At 67.3% G+C, this 21,545-nt stretch carries 22 protein-coding genes and 2 pseudogenes; 10 read left to right on the plus strand and 14 right to left on the minus strand.

The genetic code is table 11. The annotated features are described in order from the left end of the window. Positions 1-6: 6 nt before the first annotated feature. Genes flgK through flgB form a run of 10 tightly spaced genes read right to left on the minus strand, consistent with a single transcriptional unit; the run spans position 7 to position 7,142 of the window. Positions 7-1,362, minus strand: a complete 1,356-nt coding sequence (gene flgK, locus KRR38_RS24210) for a flagellar hook-associated protein FlgK (protein ID WP_217406016.1) — start codon at positions 1,360-1,362, stop codon at positions 7-9. Further along, a complete protein-coding gene (locus tag KRR38_RS24215) occupies positions 1,352-1,711 on the minus strand; it encodes a rod-binding protein (protein ID WP_217406017.1) in 360 nt (119 codons plus the stop codon). Before KRR38_RS24215 ends, flgK begins: the two co-directional genes overlap by 11 nt. Continuing rightward, on the minus strand, positions 1,708-2,811 hold the full coding sequence (locus tag KRR38_RS24220) for a flagellar basal body P-ring protein FlgI (protein WP_217407440.1): 1,104 nt from the start codon (positions 2,809-2,811) through the stop codon (positions 1,708-1,710). The genes KRR38_RS24215 and KRR38_RS24220 overlap by 4 nt, the downstream gene beginning before the upstream one ends. Positions 2,812-2,861: 50 nt before the next feature. Next, positions 2,862-3,605, minus strand: a complete 744-nt coding sequence (locus tag KRR38_RS24225; RefSeq protein ID WP_217406018.1) for a flagellar basal body L-ring protein FlgH — start codon at positions 3,603-3,605, stop codon at positions 2,862-2,864. Positions 3,606-3,610: 5 nt separating this feature from the next. Continuing rightward, the gene (flgG, locus tag KRR38_RS24230) at positions 3,611-4,396 is read right to left on the minus strand and encodes a flagellar basal-body rod protein FlgG (RefSeq protein ID WP_217406019.1); all 786 of its coding nucleotides are present in this window, start codon (positions 4,394-4,396) and stop codon (positions 3,611-3,613) included. A 53-nt stretch (positions 4,397-4,449) separates the two neighbouring features. Beyond that, positions 4,450-5,196, minus strand: a complete 747-nt coding sequence (locus tag KRR38_RS24235; protein WP_217406020.1) for a flagellar basal body rod protein FlgF — start codon at positions 5,194-5,196, stop codon at positions 4,450-4,452. A gap of 25 nt (positions 5,197-5,221) precedes the next feature. After that, positions 5,222-6,043 (minus strand): flagellar hook-basal body protein, encoded by an 822-nt coding sequence (locus tag KRR38_RS24240; protein ID WP_217406021.1) that lies wholly within the window; start codon positions 6,041-6,043, stop codon positions 5,222-5,224. A gap of 60 nt (positions 6,044-6,103) precedes the next feature. Beyond that, positions 6,104-6,391, minus strand: coding sequence for a flagellar hook assembly protein FlgD (locus KRR38_RS24245; RefSeq protein ID WP_217406022.1), 288 nt, complete (start codon positions 6,389-6,391; stop codon positions 6,104-6,106). After that, the gene (flgC, locus tag KRR38_RS24250) at positions 6,388-6,792 is read right to left on the minus strand and encodes a flagellar basal body rod protein FlgC (protein ID WP_217406023.1); all 405 of its coding nucleotides are present in this window, start codon (positions 6,790-6,792) and stop codon (positions 6,388-6,390) included. The genes KRR38_RS24245 and flgC overlap by 4 nt, the downstream gene beginning before the upstream one ends. A gap of 2 nt (positions 6,793-6,794) precedes the next feature. Then, on the minus strand, positions 6,795-7,142 hold the full coding sequence (gene flgB / locus KRR38_RS24255) for a flagellar basal body rod protein FlgB (RefSeq protein WP_217406024.1): 348 nt from the start codon (positions 7,140-7,142) through the stop codon (positions 6,795-6,797). 193 nt (positions 7,143-7,335) lie between these two features. On the opposite strand from flgB, the gene KRR38_RS24260 reads away from it, so the two are divergent. The 8 genes from KRR38_RS24260 (at position 7,336) to KRR38_RS24295 (ending at position 13,774) form a co-directional block, all read left to right on the plus strand. Beyond that, positions 7,336-8,016, plus strand: a complete 681-nt coding sequence (locus tag KRR38_RS24260) for a MotA/TolQ/ExbB proton channel family protein (RefSeq protein WP_217406025.1) — start codon at positions 7,336-7,338, stop codon at positions 8,014-8,016. Continuing rightward, positions 8,013-8,477, plus strand: coding sequence for a hypothetical protein (locus tag KRR38_RS24265; protein WP_217406026.1), 465 nt, complete (start codon positions 8,013-8,015; stop codon positions 8,475-8,477). The genes KRR38_RS24260 and KRR38_RS24265 overlap by 4 nt, the downstream gene beginning before the upstream one ends. Positions 8,478-8,510: 33 nt before the next feature. Next, a complete protein-coding gene (locus KRR38_RS24270) occupies positions 8,511-9,008 on the plus strand; it encodes a flagella basal body P-ring formation protein FlgA (protein ID WP_217406027.1) in 498 nt (165 codons plus the stop codon). A gap of 118 nt (positions 9,009-9,126) precedes the next feature. Continuing rightward, positions 9,127-9,405, plus strand: a complete 279-nt coding sequence (locus tag KRR38_RS24275) for a flagellar biosynthesis anti-sigma factor FlgM (RefSeq protein ID WP_217406028.1) — start codon at positions 9,127-9,129, stop codon at positions 9,403-9,405. Further along, complete coding sequence (locus KRR38_RS24280; protein WP_254514957.1) at positions 9,405-9,749, plus strand: flagellar protein FlgN; 345 nt, start codon at positions 9,405-9,407, stop codon at positions 9,747-9,749. Before KRR38_RS24275 ends, KRR38_RS24280 begins: the two co-directional genes overlap by 1 nt. Before the next feature lie 220 nt (positions 9,750-9,969). After that, the gene (locus KRR38_RS24285) at positions 9,970-10,890 is read left to right on the plus strand and encodes a transglycosylase SLT domain-containing protein (protein ID WP_254514958.1); all 921 of its coding nucleotides are present in this window, start codon (positions 9,970-9,972) and stop codon (positions 10,888-10,890) included. A gap of 5 nt (positions 10,891-10,895) precedes the next feature. After that, entirely contained in the window at positions 10,896-13,019 is a 2,124-nt protein-coding gene (locus tag KRR38_RS24290; RefSeq protein WP_217406029.1) for a flagellar biosynthesis protein FlhA, read from the plus strand. Then, positions 13,016-13,774, plus strand: coding sequence for a sigma-70 family RNA polymerase sigma factor (locus tag KRR38_RS24295; protein ID WP_217406030.1), 759 nt, complete (start codon positions 13,016-13,018; stop codon positions 13,772-13,774). The genes KRR38_RS24290 and KRR38_RS24295 overlap by 4 nt, the downstream gene beginning before the upstream one ends. Positions 13,775-13,877: 103 nt before the next feature. Here the strand turns inward: KRR38_RS24295 and KRR38_RS24300 are convergent, their stop codons facing one another. Both KRR38_RS24300 and KRR38_RS37490 read right to left on the minus strand, forming a co-directional pair. Then, the gene (locus KRR38_RS24300; RefSeq protein ID WP_309141130.1) at positions 13,878-15,350 is read right to left on the minus strand and encodes a thioredoxin family protein; all 1,473 of its coding nucleotides are present in this window, start codon (positions 15,348-15,350) and stop codon (positions 13,878-13,880) included. A 166-nt stretch (positions 15,351-15,516) separates the two neighbouring features. Beyond that, positions 15,517-15,927 (minus strand): annotated as a pseudogene (locus tag KRR38_RS37490) (protein-disulfide reductase DsbD domain-containing protein); the annotation flags it as partial. An 88-nt stretch (positions 15,928-16,015) separates the two neighbouring features. Between KRR38_RS37490 and KRR38_RS24305 the strand changes: the two are divergent. Both KRR38_RS24305 and KRR38_RS24310 read left to right on the plus strand, forming a co-directional pair. Further along, positions 16,016-17,692, plus strand: a complete 1,677-nt coding sequence (locus KRR38_RS24305) for an alkaline phosphatase family protein (RefSeq protein WP_217406031.1) — start codon at positions 16,016-16,018, stop codon at positions 17,690-17,692. Positions 17,693-17,708: 16 nt separating this feature from the next. Further along, positions 17,709-18,924: pseudogene (locus KRR38_RS24310) on the plus strand (UbiH/UbiF/VisC/COQ6 family ubiquinone biosynthesis hydroxylase). A 19-nt stretch (positions 18,925-18,943) separates the two neighbouring features. Here KRR38_RS24310 and KRR38_RS24315 read toward each other — a convergent pair. Then, positions 18,944-20,533: an MASE4 domain-containing protein gene (locus KRR38_RS24315; RefSeq protein ID WP_217406032.1), complete on the minus strand. Its 1,590-nt coding sequence runs from the start codon at positions 20,531-20,533 to the stop codon at positions 18,944-18,946. A 286-nt stretch (positions 20,534-20,819) separates the two neighbouring features. Further along, positions 20,820-21,473, minus strand: coding sequence for a hypothetical protein (locus tag KRR38_RS24320; RefSeq protein WP_217406033.1), 654 nt, complete (start codon positions 21,471-21,473; stop codon positions 20,820-20,822). Between the last annotated feature and the right edge of the window lie 72 nt (positions 21,474-21,545).

Here is a 21,545-nt window from a genome sequence, read left to right on the forward strand (position 1 = left end):
ATCGCCTCACTTCAGGCTCAGGATCGAGTTGAAGGTGTCCTGGGCCACCTGCATGATGCGGCCCGACGCCTGGAACGCCTGCTGATAGCGCACGAGGTTCGCCGCCTCGTTGTCGAGGCTGACGCCGGCCTGGGCCGACAGGGTGATCTTTGCCGTGTTGGCAATGGATTCCAGCGCGTCGCGGGTCACGGTGCGACCCTGCACGGCGCTGGAGATGTTGAAGATCAGCGAATCCGTCTTGCCGGCTGGATCCGCGCTCTGCAGCGCCGTCTGCAGCGCGGCCAGGTTGGTCTGGTCGCGGCTGTTCGGCGGGGTGACCGCAGGCGGTGTGGCCTTGGGCGCGGTGGCGATCTTGGAGCCATCGCTGAAAGCCAGCCCGATCGTTGCGGCGGTGGTGCCGTTGAACATGGGCGTACCGTCGACGCCGGCGAGGTCGACGCCGTTGGCCTGGGCGCCGTTGACCGTGTCGGCCACGCTCTTGGCGATGGCGTCGAGCCCGGTCCGGATCTCGTCGAGCTTGACCAGCGCCTGTGACTTGCCGGCGAGCGATCCGCCTACGGGAGTGACGGCGTTGCCGCCCACCGTGAAGGACAGCGTGCCGTCGGTCGGAGAGATCGTCATCGCGAGCGGGCTGGCGGTGCCGCCGGCGACGAGCGTCTGGCCCGGCGAGCCGCCCATCGTCACGGTAACGGTATCGTCGGCGGCGAAGGTCGTGGTGACGTCGGTATACTGGCTGAGCTTCTCGAGCAGGCTGTCGCGCTGGTCGAGGAGCGTCGTCTGGTCGCTGCTCGCATCGGCGGCGCGCGCCAGGCGCAGGTTGACCCGGCCGAGCTCGGCGGCGAGCGTGTTGACCTGGTTGACCCCGTCGGTCGCTTCGAACTGAAGGCCCTGGCCCGCCTGATCGAGGCTCTGCGCGGCGATGTTCATCGTGCGCGTCATGGTCCGCGCCGACTCGACCACCGAGGCGCGCAGTGCGGTGTCGGTCGGGTCCGAGGCAAGCTGCTGGAGCGACCCTTCGAACTTGACGACGGCGTCATAGGCGCCCGACTGCTCGAGCGCATCTTCGATGTTCTGCAGGCCAGTGACTTCGGCATCCGCTCGCGCCGCGTCGGCGCCGGTGCGGCGGACTTCGGACTGGCGGAACATGTCGGCGTTGCGCACGACCTTGTCGAGCCGCACGCCCGAGAGCGAGACGTCGCCGACGCGGCCGTAGCCGCCTGAGGCCGAGGCTTCGGCGAGCTGCACCGAGCGGCGGACATAGCCGTCGGTCGAGGCGTTGGTGATGTTCTGGGCGGTAACGTCGAGCGCGATGCGCGCCGCGATAGCGCCGCTCTTGCCGATCCCGAGAAGGTCAGATGCCATTGCCGGTTACCTCCGGGGTCGCGGCCGCGGCGGCTTCGGCCTGGCCGGCAGCCTTGGCGAACTTCGCCAGGTGCGTCTGGATCATCTTGCCGAGCCCGAACGCGCCCGTTTCCGATGCGACGTCGGCGAAGCGGTCGTCCTGCATCTGGCGGAAAGTATCCATGCCCTGGCTCGAGAAGACGTTGTCCTCGCCGCCCAGATTGGTCTTGCGTGCGGCCGCGAGCATCTGGCGCAGGAAGATCGCCTCGAACTGCTTCGCCACGCCTGACAGCTTCTCGCTGTCGGACGGGGCGGCCGTCGTCGTCGGAAGCGGCGTGGAGGCGCCGACGGAGGGTGTGATCGTCGTCATATGACCACCATCTCCGCCTTCAGCGCACCCGCCTGCTTCAGCGCCTCGAGGATTGCGACGAGGTCGGACGCGGTGACGCCCAGCAGGTTCAGCGCGTCTACGATCTTCGACAGCGAGGCGCCGGGCTTGAGCATGACGATGTGGCCGCCTTCCTCCTTGGTGGAGATGTCGCTGTTCTGCTGGACCGCGGTCTGGCCCTTGCTGAACGGCGCCGGCTGGCTGATCGTCGGGTTCTCGTCGACCCGCACGGTGAGCTTGCCCTGGCTGATCGCCGCGGGCGACAGGCGCACGGCGCTGTTGATCACGACCGTGCCCGTGCGGCTGTTGACGATGACGCGCGCGGCTGTCTCCGCCGGGGTGACCTCGATCATCTCGATCGCGGCCATCATGCTGGCGCGGGTGTTGGTGTCCTTGGGCAGCGTGAGCGCCAGGGTGACGCCGTCCTCGATCGTCGCGATGCCGGGCATGAAGCGGTTGACCGCATCGCGCACGCGCGTGGCCGTCAGGAAGTCGGCGTTGAACAGGTTGTAGCGGATGACGTCGGCGCTCTCGAAGCCGGTCGCGACCGCGCGCTCGACGCTGGCGCCATCGGCGATGCGGCCCACGGTGGGCACGTTGACCGTCAGCTGCGAGCCGTCCTTGGCCGAAACGCCGAGGCCCGAGATCGCGAGGTTGCCCTGCGCCATGGCATAGATCTGGCCGTCGGCGCCCTGGAGCGGGGTCAGGATCAGCGTGCCGCCGCGCAGCGACTTGGCCTTGCCGATCGTCGAGACGGTGACGTCCAGGCGCTGGCCGGGCTTGGCGAAGGCGGGCAGGTCGGCCGTGATCATCACCGCGGCAGCGTTCTTCAGGCCCGGCGCGACGCCCGGCGGAAGTTGCAACCCCATGCGGCCCGAAACGCCTTTCATAGCCTGGGTCAGGTATTCGAGGTTGTCGTCGCCCGTGCCCGCGAGGCCGACGACGATGCCGTAGCCGGTGAGCTGGTTCGAACGCACGCCCTGATAGGCGCCGAGATCGCGCACGCGCTCGGCGTGGGCCGTGCTCGGGTTCAGCACCAGCGCGCAGAGCAGGCAGAGCCACAGCGTCGGGTCGCGCAGCATCGTGCGGATGTCAGCAGCGATCGTCTTGAGGGTGTGCGTCATGGCCATTCTCAGAAGGGGCTGATGATGTTGAAGATCCGGCCGAGCCAGCCCTGCTTGGTGGCCTGCTGCAGCGCGCCCTTGCCCGTATATTCAATGCGGGCGTCGGCGACCTGGCTTGAGAGGATCGTGTTGTTCTGATCGATGTCGATCAGGCGGACGATGCCGGAGACCTGCACCCACTCGTTGCCCTGGCTGATCAGCAGGCGCTTCTGGCCTTTGACCAGCGCCGTGCCGTTCGGGCGCACTTCGGCGATCGTGACCGACAGTGTCGAGGACAGGCTGTTGGTTTGCGAGGCATTGCCCGCACCGTTGAAGTTGGAATTGTTCGACGCCGTGAACGTGTCGGGATTGAACGAGAACGGTCCGGACTTGGGCGGGGTCAGCGAGATGCCGCCGCTCTTCTGGCTCTTCGAGCCGACGGTCTTGGCGGCCGTGGTCGATTCCACCAGCAGGATGGTCAGCGCGTCGCCCACCGAGCGGGCGCGGGTGCCGCCATAGAGCGGGGCATAGGACGAGGCGCTGAAGATGCTGCCGTCTGCCGGGCGCGAGACTGCTTCGGGAGCGGGCATGGTCGCTTCGAAACCGGCGTCGGGCTGATGCTTCTTGGCGGAGGCCGGCGAGGCCAGTGCGGCCGCGGCGATGACCGTGGCGGCGAGCAGCGGCAGGCGGCCCGGGCGCCGCTCGAAGGCGGGGCGGGGCTTCAGCCGGCTGCGCGCCGGAATGCCGAGGGGAAGGGGGGCTGATGCGGTCATGATGATCACAGCGTCTGGTTGGCGTTCTTGAGCATCTCGTCGACCGACGAGATCATCTTCGAGTTGATTTCGTAGGCGCGCTGGCATTCGATCATGTCGACCAGCTCCTCGACGATGGAGACGTTCGAGCCTTCGAGCATGCCCTGCTTGATGTGGCCGCGGCCGTCTTCGCCGGCGATGCCCAGCTGCGCCGGGCCACTGGCGGCGGTCTCATAGAGGAAGTTGTCGCTGCCGGCCTGCAACCCGCCGGGATTGGCGAAGCTGGCGACCTGGATCTGGCCGACCTGCTGCGATTCGCCGCCTGCGACCGAAGCCGAGACGGTGCCGTCATCGCCGATCGTGATCTGCGTCGTGTTCGCCGGCAGTTGGATCGCGGGCATCACCTGATAGCCCTGCGAGGTCACCAGGTTGCCTTCGGGCGAGCGGCTGAAGTTGCCGGCGCGCGTATAGCCGAGCTGCCCGCCCGGCATCTGGATCTGGAAGAAGCCGCCGCCGTCGAGCCCGACGTCGAGCGCGTTGCCCGTGGTCTCCATCGTGCCCGCGGTGTCGATCCGGGTGGTCGACTGGACGCTGACGCCCGTGCCCAGGTTGAGCCCGTTGGCATAGGTCGTCTCGCCCGACGACTGCTGGCCGGCGATCCGCGTATCCTGATAGGCGAGCGTCGCGAAGTTTGCGCGATCCCGCTTGAAGCCCGTGGTGCTGACGTTCGCCAGGTTGTTGGCGATGACGCGCATCCGCTGGTCCTGGGCGTCCAGGCCGGTGCGGGCGACGTGAAGGGCGGAAGTGGGCATTATCGGGTCTCCGTCGGGCGGTATCGGATCAGTTCTAGCAAATATCGTGCCAGTTAGCTTGGCGAGATCTGCATGAGCCTGGCGCCGCCCTCGTCGAGTTCGCGGGCGGTGGCGATGAGTTTGGTGCGCATATCGAAGCTGCGCTGGGCTTCGACCATCTCGACCATGACCTCGGTGGGCTTGACGTTCGAACCTTCCAGCGCGCCGACGGCAACCTTGGCCGTATCGTCGACCGGCAAAATTCCGCCGTTCGGCACCCGGAAGATGCCGGTCAGGTCCTTTTCGATCCGTGTACCGGCATAGTTTACAAGCTTCAGCCGATCGACCTCGGTCGGTGGCTCCGAAGGTTTGGAAGGGTCGCTTGCCATCACCGAGCCGTCTTCGGAGAGCGTGATCTTCGCGCCGACCGGCACGGTGATCGGGCCGCCCTGGCCGAGGACCGGCAGACCGTCTCCGTTCTGGAGCAGCCCGGTGGCCGAGATGGCCAGGTCGCCGCGGCGGGTGTAGCCTTCGTTGCCGTCAGCCGTCTGGACCGCCAGCATGGTGTCGCCCTGCAGCGCGACGTCCAGACCGTTGCCGGTCTGGATGATCGTGCCCGCCTTCATGTCCGCGCCTTTGACCTGGGTCTGGTTCATCGCGCGGACTTCGAGCTGGGGACCGTCGAGCGTCATCGGCGTCGACTGCAGCGTCTCGGCCCGAAAGCCGGTGGTCTGTGAGTTCGACATGTTGCTCGCGATGACGCGCTGGCGATTCATCGCCGCGGTCATTCCCGATGCTGCCGTGAAGATCAGACGGTCCATTCAGAGTCTCCGGTCAGTCGAAGGATCAGGTTCGCAGGTTGAGAACGGTCTGCGAGATCTGCGTGGCCGTATCGATCGCCTTCGCATTCGCCTGGAAGTAGCGCTGCATGGTGATCAGGCCGACGAGTTCCTCGGTGATGTCGACGTTCGAGCGTTCGATCGAGCCCGACTTGACGCTGCCCAGGCTGGTGCTGCCGGGCAGGCCATATTCCGCTGCACCCGAAACACCGCTGGCGACCCAGTTCGACGAGCCCGTCTGCTTGAGGCCATCGACCGCGGGGAACGTTGCGAGCGCGACACTGCCGATCGTCTCGTTGGTGCCGTCGGCGTAGGAGACCTTGACCGAGCCGTCGAGACCGACGCTCACGCCGGCGAAGGGCGAGGCGGGCGTCGGCGGTGTGGTGACGGGCGGCGTGCTCTGCGAGGGCAGCTGGCAGTCGACCGGAAGGTCGGTCGCCGGGTTCTGGGTCGGCGTGAAGATCTGCAGGCGGTTGCCGCTGCCGTCCTTCACGAAGCCGCTGTCGTCCACCGTGAAGGCGCCGTTGCGGGTGTAGGAGACGTCGCTGGTGGCCGGGTTCTTCACCGCGAAGAAGCCGTCGCCGGTGATCGCCATGTCGAGCGCGCCGCCGGTCTGCTCGATCGGGCCCATGCCGAAGTTCTGCGTGATCGACTGCACGGTAGAACCGATGCCCTGCTGCATCTTCGGGCTGTCGCCGACGACGAGGTCGCTGAACAGCGTGCGGCTCTTCTTGAAGCCGAGCGTTTCGGCGTTCGCGATGTTGTTCGCGGTGACGCTGAGGCCGGTCTGGGCGTTCTTGAGGCCGCTGAGCGAGGTATAGAAAGACATGGCGATGTCCCTTTGTTGTTAGCTTCTGATTTCAGGTGTTTGGTTGATCGTTCTGCGGCGTCAGCCGCTGGTCGTGTCGTCGAGGCCGGTCACGCCGAGCTTCGTGGCGATCGCCTTGAGCGTCGAGTTCATCTCGGTGGAGTTCGACAGCGAGGTGAACTGGGCCATCTGGGCCAGCATCTGGCTGTTATCCATCGGGGCGGTCGGGTCCTGGTTGGTGAGCTGCGTGGTCAGCAGCTTCATGAAGTCGGTCGCGTCCATCGCGCCCATGCCCTTGCCGACCTTGGAGTCGGTGGAGGTGGTGTTGGTCGAGGACGTCGCGTTGACGCCGCTATAGATAGAAGTCATTTGAGCCTCATCGTATCGAGCATGAGCTGCTTGGCGGTAGAAAGCGCCTCGACCAGGTTCTGGTATTGGCGGGCGGAATCGAGCATCTCGACCATCTCGGTGTTCTCATCGACCGGAGCGGTCCACACGTCGCCGTTCTCGTCGGCGAGCGGATGGTCGGGATTGTGTTCTTTGATCGCGGCCTGGTTCTCGCGCATGACCGACTGGACGTTGACCGTCGAAAGGCCGGTCTGCTTGTCGAGCTGTTCTGCGAAGACCGCACGGATCGGGCGGTAGGCGCCGTCCTCGGTGCTGGAGACCGAACCGGCGTTGGCCAGGTTCGAAGAGGCGGCGTTCATACGCACGAGCTGCGCGGACATGCCGCGCTGCGCTACGTCGAAGATGTTCATCGGGGCGCCCATGGTCAGTCTCCCTTGAGCGCGCGTGTGATCGTGTTGACGCGGCCGGCGATGAAGGAAAGCGTGGCCGAATAGCCGACCGCGTTCTCGGAGAAGGCGACCTGCTCGGTCGGCAGCTCCACCGTGTTGCCGTCAAGCGAGGGCATCACCGGCACGCGATAGAGCGTGGCGGCGCTGGCGGCCTGGTCGACGTCCATGCCCGAGGTCTTCGCCTTCAGCGCAGCGGCGAAGTCGATGTCCTTGGCCTTGTAGCCAGGCGTGGCGGCGTTGGCGATGTTCGAGGTGATAAGCCCCATCCGCTGGGAGCGAAGCTCCAGCGCCGCAGCGTGAATTCCGAACAGGCCTTCACTCATGGTGATGCTCCGTGTGCATAGCCCACGTGTTTCAGCAAACACCGTGCCAAATCGAAAAACGCCCGATTTCCGCGATTTGTTAATCACCATGCGGCAAAGCATTGCCGGGTGCCGGCGGCAAGATTTGTCCGATTCGGCCTGAATTCTTGCCGGCACTGCCGTTCTAAGTGCCAAGCCAGGGGTGCGTCGCCGCATGAATTTCGCCAGCCTTTACGATCCGGTATCCGCGACCATTGTCGTGGGCGGAACGCTGCTGGCCACCGTGCTGCGCTGCGGGTTGGGCGACTGCGGCCGGGCGATGGCCGGGGTCGCCAAGCTCGGCAGTCCGCGTTTCGATGCCGACGCGGCCCGATCCGAGCTCGCGGTCAAGGTTCAGCAGATCCAGCGCGAGGGCGTGCTGCGCGTGAACCCGACCCAGTTCGGCGACCGTCCTTTCGACGAGGCGACCGACCGGATGATCGGTTCGCGCTCGGTCGCGGCGCTGCTCGAAACGCACGAGGCGCACAAGACGCGGCGGATGCACGACGACAACCGCGCCGTGCGCACTCTGGCGCAAGCATCCGAACTCGCCCCGGTGTTCGGCCTCGCCGCGACGCTGATCTCGCTGAGCCAGCTTCCCGCCGACGGGATCAACCGCCACGCCTACATGGGCGCGATCTCGATGGCGGTCACCGCGACGCTCTACGGCATCCTGCTCGCCAACCTTTTCTTCGCCCCGCTGGCCCGTGCGGTCGAGCGTGCGGCGGCCAAGGAGGAAAGCGAGCGCCAGAAGATCGTGACCTGGCTGGCGAGCCAGGTCACGGCCGCGATGCCCGCGCGCCGGCCGACGCTGGTGCAGGCCCCCGGGGCAACGCAAGAGGCGCTTTCGGCATGATCGCGCGCGCGGGAAGCGGCTGGCAGTACGTGCTGGCCGACCTTTCGCTGATCCTGTTCATGGTCACCGCCGCGGCGCTGGCCTCGACCGACGATTCGCCCAAGGCGCCGACCTTTCTGGCGCCCGACGACGCCGATCAGCCCGTCTCGCCGCAGGGCCAGCCGCTGGCGCTCTACCGCGCGGCGCCGGGCGCGCCGCCGCTCGCGCAGTGGCTGCGCGATCAGTCGGCGGACAGCCGCCAGCAGCTGACCATCGTCGCGCAGTACCGCCCGGGCGAGCAGGCCCAGGCGCTCGGGGCCGCCCAGGCGTTGGTCCAGGATGCGGGCGAGGCGGGAGTGCGCGCGCGCATCGTCGTCGAGCCGGGGCAGGGCGGCACCAGCGCGGCGCTGGCTTTCGACAGCCCGACCGCGCCGCGCCCGCTTCCTTCTCTGGCTGCCAATGGCACGAAGCTTGCTAGATAGTTCCCAGCAATAGACGATTGCAGAGGAACGACCATGAGTTTCGCCCTTGGCCTGGCCTTCGCGGCTGCCGCCGGCTTCGCCGACCTCAATGCCATCGACCGCCAGGTCGAAGCTTTCACCGGTTCGCCGATCGGCGCGCCCGGCGGTGCTCTGACGCCCGTCGACCGCCGCCTGCGCTTGCGCGCTTGCGGCGGCGCACTGGCGGTCACGTGGAACGGTCTGCGCCGCGATTCGCTGCAGGTTTCCTGCCCTGAGGCGGGCGGCTGGCGGATCTTCGTGCAGCTCGCCAATGCCTCGCTCGGCGCTGCCGCCGCACCGCTCCCGCCCGCGGTCAACCGCGGCGATGCCGTGACGATCGCCGTCCAAGGTGACGGTTTCAGCGTGTCGCAGCCCGGCGAGGCGCTCGAGCAGGGTGCGGTCGGCGCCTGGATCCGGGTCCGCCCGGTCAGCAGCGTCGCGGCCGGCCCCAAGGGCGATACGCTGCGCGCGCAGATCCAGCGTCCGGGCCTGGTGGTCATCCCCGTACAATGACTTCTGGGCAGTGACCCGCGGATTTCCTGGGGTTGAAAGCCGACGAACTGCTTTCGCCCCTTAAAGAAGTCTTGCAGCTGCCGTTCTGAACTCCCGAGAGAGTGTAAGGAGCGGCATCATGCCACCAATCGAAATGGGACCTACGCGCCCGATTGGCGCGGTCGATGTCCGGATTGCCCGTCAGGCCGGCGGCTTTCGCGAAACCGCGAAGAGCACCGGTTCGGAGAGTTCGGCTGTCGCGCTGAGCGATGCGCTGGACCCTGGCGAAGCGCCGGTCGACGCCGATCGCGTCGAAGTGATAAAAAGAGCGGTGGAGACCGGGCAATACCCCGTGCTCCCCACGAAGATCGCCGACGCCATGATCGCGGCGGGTCTGCTGCTGAGGAAAGGCCAGTAATGGATTCGAACCCCTTGCGTGAGACCCTGCGGCAGATGCTTGCCGTGCTCGAGGCCGAACGGCAGGCGCTTGCCGGGCTCGACATCGAGGCGATCCTGGGCACCGCGGCCGACAAGGACAAGCTCTGCGGCACGCTCGACAAATCGGGCGTGACCCGGATCGACGAGGAATGCCGCGGCATGCTCGAAGCGGCCAAGCGGCTGAACGAGGTCAATCGCCAGGTGCGGAACCTGATCGCGGCCAATGTTTCGGCGCGCCTCGACCATCTGACCGGCGCTCCGCCGATCTACCGCGCCGGCAATACGCCGCGCAGCGCCTACAGTTACGCGGCCGCCCGGGTCTGATCCCGCTCGGCCGCCTGTCCCCTCGCAACATGGCGCAGGGGATCGGGGGGCGGGCGTGCTATGCCTTCTGAAAGGCGCATAGCACGCCTTCTTCCGCCGGCTTCCAGCTTGGCGAAAAAAATACCTAGCTCGAAAATTGCCCCTTAAAATTTCTAGGGGCGGAAATTGGCACGATGCTTGCTGAGTAAGCTTCCGGTTCATTTTGTTCCGGGAGTTTGGCTTGAGCGAGCCGCAGTCAGTTACGGGAGTCCAGGCAGGCCGCACCCCTACCGATAACGGTAGCGTGCGGGCTGCCATCGCTCGCGCCGCGCAGGCGACGGGCGTGGACTTCAACTATCTGCTAGCCCAGGCCAAGCTCGAATCCAGCCTCAATCCCACGGCAAAGGCGCCGACCTCCAGCGCGGCCGGGCTCTATCAGTTCACCCGCGGGACCTGGCTGCAGACGCTCGAGAAGCACGGCGGCAACCACGGCATGGACTGGGCCGACGATGCGATCGACGGCGGCCGCGTCACCGATCCGCTGGCGCGCTCGCAGATCATGGCGATGCGCTACGATCCCGGCACCTCGGCGATGATGGCGGCCGAGCTGGCCAACGACAACCGCAGCGATCTGCGCGCTGTGCTGGGTCGCGAGCCCGACTCCGCCGAACTCTATGTCGCGCATTTCCTGGGTTCGGGCGGCGCCACAGACTTCTTCTCGGCGCTGAACAGCAACCCGCTGCAGAGCGCCGCCGCGGTCCTGCCCAAGGCGGCCGCGGCCAACCGCACGATCTTCTACGATCCCTCCGGCGCGCCGCGCTCGGTCGCCGGCGTCATGGAAGTGCTGCGCGGCAAGGTCACTTCGGCGATGGAAAACGGGCCGATCCCCTCGGTCGAGGACTATCCCCTCGCCGCGCCCGCCGTGCCGCAGTTCGTCGGCGGTCCTATCGCCCGGCAATTCGCTGCCGCGCGGCAAGAGATGTCCGGGCCGGCAGGCGGGCAGATTTCATCTTCAGCCGGAGACATGGCAGCCCCAGCGGCCCGTCCCTCGATGGCCGAGACGCTGCGCACGGCATTCGCCGGCACCGGCGGTGAAGGCCAGGGCGCCGTGCCCGACTTCGTTCGCGCCGCCTACGGCCAGTTCCAGAAATTCGGATTGTGAGTGGTATGAAAGCGTTCACCCGCTCATTCAAAGGTTCTGCGCTGGCGCTTCCCGCCGGTATCCTGGCACTTATCGGCCTGATGATCGTGCCGGTCCCGGCCGTGCTGCTCGACGTTTCGTTCGTGCTCAACATCGCGCTGTCGGTCGCCATCCTGATGGCGGCGATGAATGCGGGCAAAGTGCTCGACTTTTCGTCGTTCCCCACCGTTCTGCTGTTCGCGACCCTGCTGCGCCTGGCGCTCAACGTCGCCTCGACCCGCGTCGTGCTGGTTCACGGGCACGAAGGCGAATCCGCCGCGGGCCACGTCATCGAAGCCTTCGGCGCCTTCCTCATCGGCGGCAATTTCGTCGTCGGCATCTTCGTCTTCATGATCCTGATGATCATCAACCTGGTCGTCGTCACCAAGGGCGCGGGCCGCGTCTCGGAAGTGTCCGCGCGCTTCACCCTCGACGCCTTGCCGGGCAAGCAGATGGCGATCGACGCCGATCTCTCCGCCGGCCTGCTAACCGCGGACGAGGCCAAGGCCCGCCGCGTCGAAGTGGCGACCGAGGCCGAATTCTACGGCGCTATGGACGGTGCCAGCAAGTTCGTGAAGGGCGACGCGGTCGCCGCGCTGCTGATCCTGGGCGTCAACATCATCGCCGGCTTCTGCCTGGGCATGCTCAGCCACGGGCTTACCGCGCATCAGGCCGCTTCCGCTTATATCACCCTGGCCATCGGCGACGCGCTGGTCGCGCAGGTCCCCTCTCTGCTGCTCTCGATCGCCGCCGCCGTCATCGTCACCCGGGTTGCCGACAAGAGCGACCTTGCCGGCCAGATCGGCAGCCAGTTCGCCGCGCCCGGCACCTGGCTTCCGGTCGCTTTCATCCTGGGCGGCATCGGTGCGATCCCGGCCATGCCGCAGATGATCTTCCTGCCGGCCGCGGGCATGGCCCTGTGGATCTGGCACATGCTGCGCAAGCGCCAGGAACGCCTGTCGCGCCCCGTCGAAGAGGCACCCGCGCCGCCCGCCGACCCGGCCAAGATCACCCTGCAGGACGTGTCCGACCACACGCTGGTCACGATCGAGCTCGGCTATGGCCTGGTCCACCTGGTCGACGACCGCCACGGCTCGCCGCTGGTTGCGCGCGTCACTGGCGTACGCAAGCAGCTAAGCCAGGCCTTCGGCTTCGTCGTGCCGCAGTTCCGCGTGCGTGATGCGCTCGAGATCGGGCCGAACGATTACCGCATCATGCTGGGCGGCGTGCCGCTGGGCGGAGCGAGCATCATGCCCAACAAGATCCTGGCGATCAACGCGGGCGAGGCGCGCGAAGGCCACCAGCTCAAGGGCCAGGAGACCTGGGACCCGAGCTTCGGCTGCCCGGCGATCTGGGTCGATCCCACGGCGCGCGACCATGCCATCGCCGAAGGCTTCCTGACCGTCGATGCCAGCACCGTCATCGCCACGCACCTCAACCAGTTGCTGTCCGAGCGGCCGCAGACCCTGCTCGGCCCCGACGAGGTCCGCTCGCTGCTCGACAGCGTCAAGGAGAATGCCGGGGGCCTGGTCGAGACCGTCTATCCGACGCCGCTGACGCTGGCCGCCGTGACCCGGCTGCTGCGCGCGCTGCTCGAGGACGGCATCCCGATCACGCACCCGCTGCCGATCCTCGCCAGCCTCAGCCAGTCGGTCCAGTCGACCACCGATCACGACCGCCTGGTCGAGCTGCTCCGCGCCGATCTCGGCACGCTGATCGTCGGCCGCATCTGCGGCCCCAGCGAGCGCCTGCCGGTGATCACGCTCGACGCCCAGCTCGAGAACATGATCGTCCAGGGCATGCAGGACCCGACGACCGGCCAGCCGGTCATCGAGCCCGACCTCGCGCGCTCGATCGGCGAGCATATCGCCGGGCTGATCGCGCGGCGCGGTCCCGGCGCGATCCCGCTGGCGCTGATCGTCCAGCCGCGTGCGCGCCGCGCTCTGGCCTCGCTGCTCAAGCTCCGCGCGCCGTCGTGCCTGGTGCTCTCGATTGCCGAACTTCCCGCTGCCCAGCCGATCGAAGTGATCGACGTGGTCGGCGGTCCATCGCCGCAGGCCGCGGGCCTGCCTCATCCCGACTACCAAGACTCTGAAAGCCTGGCTGCATGAAACACGATCACAGGTCCTTCGCCACCGGAACGATGGTAAGCGGCGCAGCCGTTGCCGGAGCCTATGGCGGCGACATCGGCGACCGCATCCGGCGGTTCTTGCCGATGGTCCGCCGGATCGCCTGGCACGTTCACGGTACCGGCCGGCCGGGCATCGAGATCGAGGATCTGATTCAGTCGGGGCTGGTCGCGCTGACTGAATGCGCGCAGCGTCATGCCGGTCCGGGCGAGGACGGCTTCGCCGCCTATGCCAAGATGCGCGTGCGCGGCGCCATGGTCGACCTGATCCGCCGCACGATCCCGCTGTCGCGCGGTGCGTCCGACCGCCGCAAGCAACTGCGCGAACACGAAGAGAAGCTGCGCGTGCAGTTGGGGCGCCAGCCAGCCCCTGCCGAGCTCGCCCTGGCCATGGGCATCGACGAGAACGAATTGGCGAGCCTGCGTCACGCCAGCGAGCCGCTGCGCTTCGAATCGATGGACGAGGTCTATTCTGACAGCGACATGGCTTTCGCTGACGACCGGCCCGACAGTCTCACCCTGCTCCAGGACGAGGAACTGCGCGGCAGTGTGATCGCCGCGATCACCGCGCTGCCCGAGCGGTTGCAGATGATCATCCAGCTCTATTTCGTCGAGGAACTGAACCTGTCCGAGATTGCGGCCGTGCTCTCGGTCTCGATCCCGCGCGTCCACCAGCTCAAGGCGCAGGCGCTCGCGCATCTGCGCAAGGAGCTGGAAAGCGTCGCGGAGGTGATCTGAGGCGCTGTTTCGCGCAGAGAGCGCAGAGGTCACGGAGATGTAAGGGCGGTGCCTAGGCACCGATTCTCCGGGGCTTCTGCGTTCTCTGCGCGAAACAGGAGCGCTATTTCGCCGTCAGTGCGATCAGCCCGCCGGGCGTCAGGACCTGCGGTAGCTGCTGCGGCGTGACGCTCTTTGGCGGATACCACATGTAGAGCGGCACGCCGGCAGCGCCCTGCGCGGTCAGGTAGCGCGTGATCGCCGGATCGCGGCGCGTCCAGTCGCCGCGCAGCACGACGACGCCGGCCTTGGCGAAAGCGTCGCGGACATCGGTGCGCTCGATCGCGACTTCTTCGTTGACCTTGCAGGTCAGGCACCAGTCGGCGGTGAAATAGGCGAAGATCGGTTTGCCCGATGCTCGGGCCTCGGCCAGCGCGGATTCGCTGAAGGGTTTGGACGGAAGGATGCCTTGAGCCTCCGCACCGGGCTGCGCTTCGAGGCGGGGCAGGGCGACGAAGCCGGCGATGGTGACCGCTGCCAGCCCTGCGACGCTCACCAGCATGACCGAGCGCCCGGCGCGCTGTCCGCGTCCGGCAAAACCCAGAACCACGACCAGCCCGACCGCGAGCGCGGCGCAAGCGAGCGCGAAGGCGTTGCCGCCGAGCCGGCTCGCCAGCCAGAGCAGCGCCGCCGCGGTCAGCGCCATCGGCAGCGCCATCCAGCGGCGGAACGTCACCATCCACTTGCCGGGCTTGGGCATCCGTCGGCGCAGTGCCGGGATGAAGGCAATGGCCAAGAACGGCAGGGCGATGCCTAGCCCAAGTGTCGCGAACAGCGCCATTGCCGCCGGCATCGGCAGCAGCAGCGCCGCGCCCATCGCCGCCGCCATGAACGGTCCGGTGCAAGGTGTCGCGACGAAAGCGGCCAGCAGACCGGTGGCGAAGGCCCCTTGCGGGCTGCCCGAACTGGCAAAGCCCGGTACGGCGAATTCGAACAGCCCGAGCAGGTTGGCGGTGATCGCCACGGCCAGCAGCAGCAATGCCGCGACCACGCCCGGCTCCTGGAGCTGGAAGGCCCAGCCGATCTCCTGACCACCCGCGCGCAAGGCCAGCAGCAGAGCGCCCAGCGCCATGCAGGCCAGGATCACGCCCGCGGTATAGGCCAGCCCCTCGTGCCGCGCCTGCGTCTCGCTCTCGCCGGCGCGGGCGAGGCTCAGCGCCTTGAGGCTGAGGATCGGGAAGACGCAGGGCATGACGTTGAGCAGCAGCCCGCCCGCCAGTGCCGCGAGCAGCAGCAGGGGCAGGCTGGTGGTGGGCGCGGGTTTGTCGCTGCCGATTGGCTCGCCGCCGGTAGGGACTGCGCCCGGAACCGCATCGATGTTCAGCCCGTCGCCCGCGGCATTGAGCCGCAGCACGCCGGGTAATTGCTTCGGATCCTTGGCCAGTATCTTGGGACGCTGCAGCTCGACCACCAGCAGGTTGCCGTTGCGGCGGAAGCTCTGGACCGCCGGATAGTCGACCAGCTTGTCCTCGCTCGCGAAGAAATGCGGGCTGTCCAGTTTCAGACTCGCCGGCAGCGGGATGCCCAGCCGGATCACATTCCCCCTCACGGACGAAATGCGCCTGCGCGCCCAGCGGGGCGGGCAGGGCTGTGCGCCAGTGGTCGAAACGCGGGTCGGGGGCGCCGCGCGGGCCGATCGTCACCGTGGTTTCGAGCCTAGCCTGCTCGGGAACGCAGATTTCGTGCGTGCAGGCGAGCCATTGGGCGTCGAGGGTGACAGGTTGACGGCTACCAGGTGTCGCCTTGGCCGACAGAGTCAGCGGCACCAGCAGCGCGTATTCGCGGTCATAGACGTGGTTCATCAGGCCCGCGATCAGCAGCGTCTGCGGCACCGGATAGAGCGGCTCACCAGGCTTGGCGCCGTCGGGCACCGACCACTTGAGCGTCATGCCGAGCCCGGCATCGCCGGGGTTCGACCAATAGCCGTGCCAGCCCGCCTCGGGCCGCATATGGATGGCCAACCAGACCGTCTCGCCCGGATTCCCCGCGCTTTCGGCGACCAGCTCGGCGGCGATATGGGTGGGCGCCGCGTGGGCCGCGTGAGCAAAGGCCAGAATGACACAAAGCTGACACAGCACCGCAACAAGCAGGCGATAGCAGCGCATTGTTCGCATGGCTCCTGGGCGAGGGGGCCTTGCGCGCACCGCGCCGGCCAGCCATCACGCCTCTGCCGGTTTCAGGGAAACATTTCAAGGAATGCCTATGCGCCGCTCTTTCGCCTCGCTTGCCCTTGCCGCCGCAATCGCCGTTTCGGGCACCGCCGGTGCAAAGCCCGCGCGCAAGCCGGCTCCCGCGCCCGTAGCCCTTTCGCCGACCGCGCCCAAGCTCATCGTGGCGATTTCGGTCGATCAGTTCTCGGCCGATCTCTTCGCGCAGTACCGGCGCCTCTACACCGCCGGCCTGGCACGGCTGCAGCAGGGCGCAGTGTTCCCATCGGGCTTCCAGTCGCATGCCGCGACCGAGACCTGCCCCGGCCACTCGACGCTGATGACGGGGGACCGTCCGGCGCGCACCGGTATCATCGCCAACATGTGGTTCGACCCGGCCAATCCCCGCGCCGAGAAGCGGATCTACTGCGCCGAGGACGAGCGCGATCCGGCGAGCACGCCCGACGATCCCGTAGTATCGGCCTGGCATCTCAAGGTGCCGACGCTGGGCGAGCGCCTGAAGGCGGTCAGCCCGGCCAGCCGCAACGTCGCGGTCTCGGCCAAGGACCGCGCCGTGATGATGATGGGCGGGCATGACATCGACGCCGCCTACTGGTGGCGTCGCGGCGCTTTCGTCACTTTGAACGGCCGCAAGATCAGCCCCGCGGTGGAGGCGGTGAACGGACTCGCGGCCGATATGATCAAGGCCGGCGACGCGCCGATGGCGCTGCCCGAATGGTGCGCCCCGCGCGACCGCGCGGTCGCCGCCGGCAGCAAGACCGTAGGCACCGGCCGCTTCCCGCTCGAAGCCGGCAAGGAAGCCGGTTTCCGCACTTCGCCGCGGATCGATGCCGCGACCGGCGCGCTGGCCGCGCGGTTGGTCGACGAGATGAAGCTCGGCCAGGGCAAGGCGCCCGACGTGCTCTCGGTCAGCTTCTCGGCCACCGACTATGTCGGCCACACCTTCGGTACCGAGGGCGCCGAGATGTGCATCCAGATGGCCGAGCTCGACAAGACGATCGGCTCGCTGCTCGACCACCTCGACGCCAAGGGGATCGACTATGTCGTGGTCCTCTCGGCCGACCACGGCGGCTTCGACCTGCCAGAGCGGCTGACGCAGCAGGCTCTGCCCGGCGCGGTGCGCGTCGGCTCCGGCCTAGGCCCCGACGAACTGGCGGCGGCGGTCACCGCCAAGTCGGGCGTGACCGCGCCCGGCAGGCTGCTCTACAGCGACGGCCCGTTCGGCGATTTCTATTTCTCGGCCGCGCTGAGTGCCGAGGACAAGGCGAAAGCCCAGGCCGCGCTGGTCGAAATCGCCAGGGCCCATCCGCAGGTCGCCGCGGCCTATACCAAGGCGGACCTCGCCGCGGTGCCGATGCCCGGCGGCTCGCCGCAGGACTTCACGCTGATCCAGCGCGCCCGCGCCTCGTTCGACCCGCAGCGCTCGGGCGACGTCGTCATCCTGCTGAACCGCGGCGTCGTGCCGATTCCCGATCCGAGCCGGGGCGCCGTCGCGACACACGGCAGCCCGTGGGACTACGATCGCCGCGTGCCGATGCTGTTCTGGCGCAAGGGCCTGGCCGGCGAGGAACAGCCGGCCCCGGTCGAGACCGTCGACATCGCCCCGACGCTTGCGGCGATGCTCGGGCTGGTCGTGCCGCAGGGCGAGTTCGACGGACGCTGCCTGGATATCGACGGCGGTGCGGGGGATACTTGCGCGCCTAAGCGGTGAGGCCTAGGCCGCGAGGATGAGCGAAACGCGCGATCTGGTAATCCTCGGCGGCGGCCTCGTCGGCATGACGCTGGCTCTGGCCGCGGCCAGGGCCGGCATCACCAGTCACGTCGTCGACAAGGCCGCACCCGAGGAACTGACCGCAGAAGGCGCCGACGGCCGCGCCTCGGCGATCTCGACCGCGAGCTGGAACCTGTTCACCAACATCGGCCTGGCGGGCAGGCTGGAGCCGCTCGGCTGCCCGATCGAGGCGATCGCGGTGACGGACGGAATGAAACCCGGCCGGCTCAATTTCCGGCCCGAGCCCGAGGAAGGCACCCTTGGGCGGATGTTCGCCAACCGCGACCTGCGGCTCGCGTTGTTCGAAGCGGCGCGGGCCGAGCCGGCGATCGTCTGGCATACCAGCGCCGAACCGGCCGATCGCGAACGCGGGCCACACGGAGTTTCGGTGACGCTCAAGGACGGCCGTGTGCTGGCAGGCAACCTGCTCGTCGCGGCGGAAGGGCGCCAGTCGCCGACGCGCGACGAGGCGGGGTTTTCGCTGGCGAAGTGGGATTACAGCCACCGGGCGATGGTGACCGGTCTCTATCACGAGAAGCCGCACGACAACGTCGCCTGGGAGATCTTCTATCCCGCCGGCCCCTTCGCGCTGCTGCCGCTGCTTGATACCGCCGATGGCCGCCACCGCAGTGCGCTGGTCTGGACCGTGGCGGAAAAGGACGCGAAAGGTGTGATCGGCCTTTCCGACCGCGCGTTCCTCGGCGAAGTGGCCAAGCACATGCACGGTATCTTCGGCGCGATCGAACTCGCGGCGCCGCGCATGTCCTATCCGCTGTCTTTCCATCACGCGGGCCGGATCGTCGAGGAACGCCTCGCCGTGATCGGCGATGCCGCGCACGGCATGCATCCGATCGCCGGGCAGGGGCTCAACCTAGGCCTGCGCGATGTCGGCGCACTGGTCGAGGTGCTGACCGAAGGCATGCGGATCGGGCTCGAGCCCGGCGACGCGCAGGTCCTCGCCCGCTATGAGAAATGGCGCAGCCTCGATGCCTTCTCGGTCATGGCGGCGACCGACGGGAATCAACCGCCTGTTCGGCGTGCCGGGTCGCCTGCCCAGCGCCGTCCGCCGCCTCGGCATGGGCGCGATCCAGCGCGTGCCGGCGCTCAAGCGCTTCTTCATGGACGAGGCGCGGGGCGTCTCGGGCCGTCTGCCCGAACTGCTGCGGGGCTAGGTCCATCACCGGCCGTGGCTCATCCGTGCGGCTGGATATCGCCAAAGCCTGACCAGCCGCTGCGCGGCATTCGCAGGGAAAAGGTGACGCCATGCTCGTTTTCGAGCGAGGCCCAGACGCTTCCGCCATGCTCTTCCACGATGGTCCGACAGAGCGTCAGGCCAAGGCCCGTGCCTTTGTCCTTGGTCGTGACGAATGGTTCGAAGACGTAGGCCAGCTTGTCGGGCATGATGCCGATGCCGGTATCGCTGAATTCGAGCTGCACCTGCCAATCGTCGATCGGCGCTGAGCGAATGGCGATGTGGCGGGGGCGGTCGCGCGTCTCGCCGAGGGATTCGATCGCATTGGTGAAAAGATTGACGAGCACACGCTGCATCTGGACCCGATCGGCCGAGATGGAGGGCAGGTCCTGATCGAGCGTGAGCTGAACCACGATCCGCTTGCTGGCCAGTTCGCGGTGCAGCAACAGTGTGGTCTCACGCACGAGTTGGTTCAGGTCGAATTCGACCGTTTCGTTGGGGCTTTTGCGGAACGCAGCCCGGATGCTCTTGATCACCTCGGCGGTTCGATCCCCGGCCTCGATTGTGGCGCGCAGCGATTTGATCGCCATGTCGATGTCCGGCCGATCGCGGGTAAGCCAGTTCAAGCCGGCCATCGCATTCATGGAGACGGCGGTGAGCGGCTGGCCGGCTTCGTGAGAGATTGCTGCCGTCACTGCATCGAGCGTCATGAGGCGGTTGTATTGCTCGCGGTTGAGCGCCGAGGCCGACAGGGCCAAAAGGGCATAGGCTTCGGTTTTTTCGGCAATCAACGTCAGCATGACGACGACGTGAGACACCATCCCCAAGCCATAGGCAAAATACCAGGCCAGCGTGAATCGTCCGGAAGTCGTGGCGATCAGGATGACATGGATGAGCCAGGCCGAGAGCGAAAGCATGAGCCAGACGTCGAGCCGCGAATGCCGCCGCGTTATGAGCAGCGTGCTCGCGATCAGACAAAGCCCGATCAGGACGGCGATGGCGTTGCCGAGGTTGGGATAGTGCCACGCGCCGTCAGCGGCCATGAGCGGCGGGAGCTGGTTCGCGCCGCGCGTTGCCAGAAGCGTGAGAACGATCGCGACCAGAAAAGCGCCGAACACGCTGATCGTTATGCCGATCGCCGACCGCCTCGCGCTGATCGGCTTTCCCGTTTTGAGCAAGGCATAGGCGCCAATTGCGATCGGGAAGCCGCCACGCCAGAATATCGAAATCCACGTGCTGCTGCTGATCCCCCCGCCGAGCAGCCCGGCCGGCGCCAATGCTCCGGGGAAAGAGAGGCAGTGGGCGATGCAGATGACTGCTGAGAACAGATATCCCGCAGCGAGAGCCTGGTAGGCGCGGGATCGAAACACGCGGGCCTGGGTGAAAAGCAGGGTGGTGGTGACGAGATCGCAGACGAGCAGAATCGCATCGACCACCGGTATGAATATGAGGACCGGCTGCAGCCGAATTTCGCCCAGCGCGTGGACCCAGAAAGCACCGGCTAGCAGAACAAGGCCGATAGCCACCGCCAGCAGGATCTGCGTCCGATCAGGCAGTCTCTCCATCAGGGCCGGCTGATCTTGCAGCACCGATTATTCCCATCCCAATCCAACGGTACACTACTGGACCATCAAGGTTTGCGGGGGCAGGCTATCATCTCCGGTCGTCGTCACCGGCACTGTTGAATATCAAGCTCAGGACCCACCTCGTACAAGTGTTTTTCAGCGACGGATGGTAGTCGGATGGCGCCAGCATTGTCCCGATTCTGGACATTCGATGCAGGTTACCGCTTGCCGGCCGGATAGTCCGGTAGGGCTAGCGCTGGCGAGGTCGCCGGAACTTCGCGGAATATCGTCGCCCCAACGCGCCGCCAGGCTAGAACGTACCCGTCGCTGTGCCATCGGTTGCCGTTGCTGCCAGGGGGCTCGGTTGCTCGACCGCCTTGCCGGAGCCGTCGCGCAGGGCGTGCGGTTCGAGCATGGCGGCCGTCTCGATCACGTCGAGTGCCTGCTGTGCGGCCTCGTATCGGTGCGCGGCGTCGATCCACCCTTGTGCGCCGTCGGCGCCGGGCATGCGCTCGACTTCCGCGATGGCTTCATCGATCTGGCCTCGGACCAGCATCAGCCGCGCGTGAGCGACGCGGCTTGCAGGTGTGGCTGCGGGGGCTGGAGCGCGGCGCACGACGAAAAGGCTGGCAAGTTCGCGTCTAGCGCGCGTCCAGGTGCTCTCCTCCCGTACCTGGCCGGCGAGCGCCGGCGCTGCGGCTTCGAGCTGGGCGTTGAGCTCGTCGAGCGTGACCGGATCCTTGGCGAAGGCGATGATGGTCTGGACTGCCTGCGGCTGGGCGCCGCCGAAACGGAGCTTGAGCTGATCGGCGATGACGTCGAGCTGCTCGCCCTTGGCGATCCGCCGACGGGCGGCAAAGGCGATCAGCAACGCTTCGGCGCGAGCGGCATTGCCCGAGGCGGCATTGGCCTCGCCGTCGATCCGCGTCAGTCGATCCTCGAGCAGGGCAAGGCGGGTTTCCACCGAGCCGAGCGAAGCGGCCTCGGCGGCGGCATTCGCAGCAGGCGTCGAAGGAAGCGCGCTCGCTGCAGGGGC

This window comes from Novosphingobium sp. G106, assembly GCF_019075875.1.
In the GTDB taxonomy this organism is placed as follows: Bacteria; Pseudomonadota; Alphaproteobacteria; order Sphingomonadales; family Sphingomonadaceae; genus Novosphingobium.

Excerpts from the sequence above, each read along its gene's own strand:
- KRR38_RS24295 (WP_217406030.1), top strand. The coding sequence starts at position 13,016 with ATGAAACACGATCACAGGTCCTTCGCCACCGGAACGATGGTAAGCGGC.
- KRR38_RS24240 (WP_217406021.1), bottom strand. The coding sequence starts at position 6,043 with ATGTCTTTCTATACCTCGCTCAGCGGCCTCAAGAACGCCCAGACCGGC.
- KRR38_RS24215 (WP_217406017.1), bottom strand. The coding sequence starts at position 1,711 with ATGACGACGATCACACCCTCCGTCGGCGCCTCCACGCCGCTTCCGACG.
- flgG (WP_217406019.1), bottom strand. The coding sequence starts at position 4,396 with ATGCCCACTTCCGCCCTTCACGTCGCCCGCACCGGCCTGGACGCCCAG.
- KRR38_RS24265 (WP_217406026.1), top strand. The coding sequence starts at position 8,013 with ATGATCGCGCGCGCGGGAAGCGGCTGGCAGTACGTGCTGGCCGACCTT.
- flgK (WP_217406016.1), bottom strand. The coding sequence starts at position 1,362 with ATGGCATCTGACCTTCTCGGGATCGGCAAGAGCGGCGCTATCGCGGCG.
- KRR38_RS24305 (WP_217406031.1), top strand. The coding sequence starts at position 16,016 with ATGCGCCGCTCTTTCGCCTCGCTTGCCCTTGCCGCCGCAATCGCCGTT.
- flgC (WP_217406023.1), bottom strand. The coding sequence starts at position 6,792 with ATGGGCGCCCCGATGAACATCTTCGACGTAGCGCAGCGCGGCATGTCC.
- KRR38_RS24275 (WP_217406028.1), top strand. The coding sequence starts at position 9,127 with ATGCCACCAATCGAAATGGGACCTACGCGCCCGATTGGCGCGGTCGAT.
- KRR38_RS24290 (WP_217406029.1), top strand. The coding sequence starts at position 10,896 with ATGAAAGCGTTCACCCGCTCATTCAAAGGTTCTGCGCTGGCGCTTCCC.
- KRR38_RS24235 (WP_217406020.1), bottom strand. The coding sequence starts at position 5,196 with ATGGACCGTCTGATCTTCACGGCAGCATCGGGAATGACCGCGGCGATG.
- KRR38_RS24270 (WP_217406027.1), top strand. The coding sequence starts at position 8,511 with ATGAGTTTCGCCCTTGGCCTGGCCTTCGCGGCTGCCGCCGGCTTCGCC.
- KRR38_RS24245 (WP_217406022.1), bottom strand. The coding sequence starts at position 6,391 with ATGACTTCTATCTATAGCGGCGTCAACGCGACGTCCTCGACCAACACC.
- flgB (WP_217406024.1), bottom strand. The coding sequence starts at position 7,142 with ATGAGTGAAGGCCTGTTCGGAATTCACGCTGCGGCGCTGGAGCTTCGC.
- KRR38_RS24225 (WP_217406018.1), bottom strand. The coding sequence starts at position 3,605 with ATGACCGCATCAGCCCCCCTTCCCCTCGGCATTCCGGCGCGCAGCCGG.
- KRR38_RS24280 (WP_254514957.1), top strand. The coding sequence starts at position 9,405 with ATGGATTCGAACCCCTTGCGTGAGACCCTGCGGCAGATGCTTGCCGTG.
- KRR38_RS24260 (WP_217406025.1), top strand. The coding sequence starts at position 7,336 with ATGAATTTCGCCAGCCTTTACGATCCGGTATCCGCGACCATTGTCGTG.
- KRR38_RS24220 (WP_217407440.1), bottom strand. The coding sequence starts at position 2,811 with ATGCTGCGCGACCCGACGCTGTGGCTCTGCCTGCTCTGCGCGCTGGTG.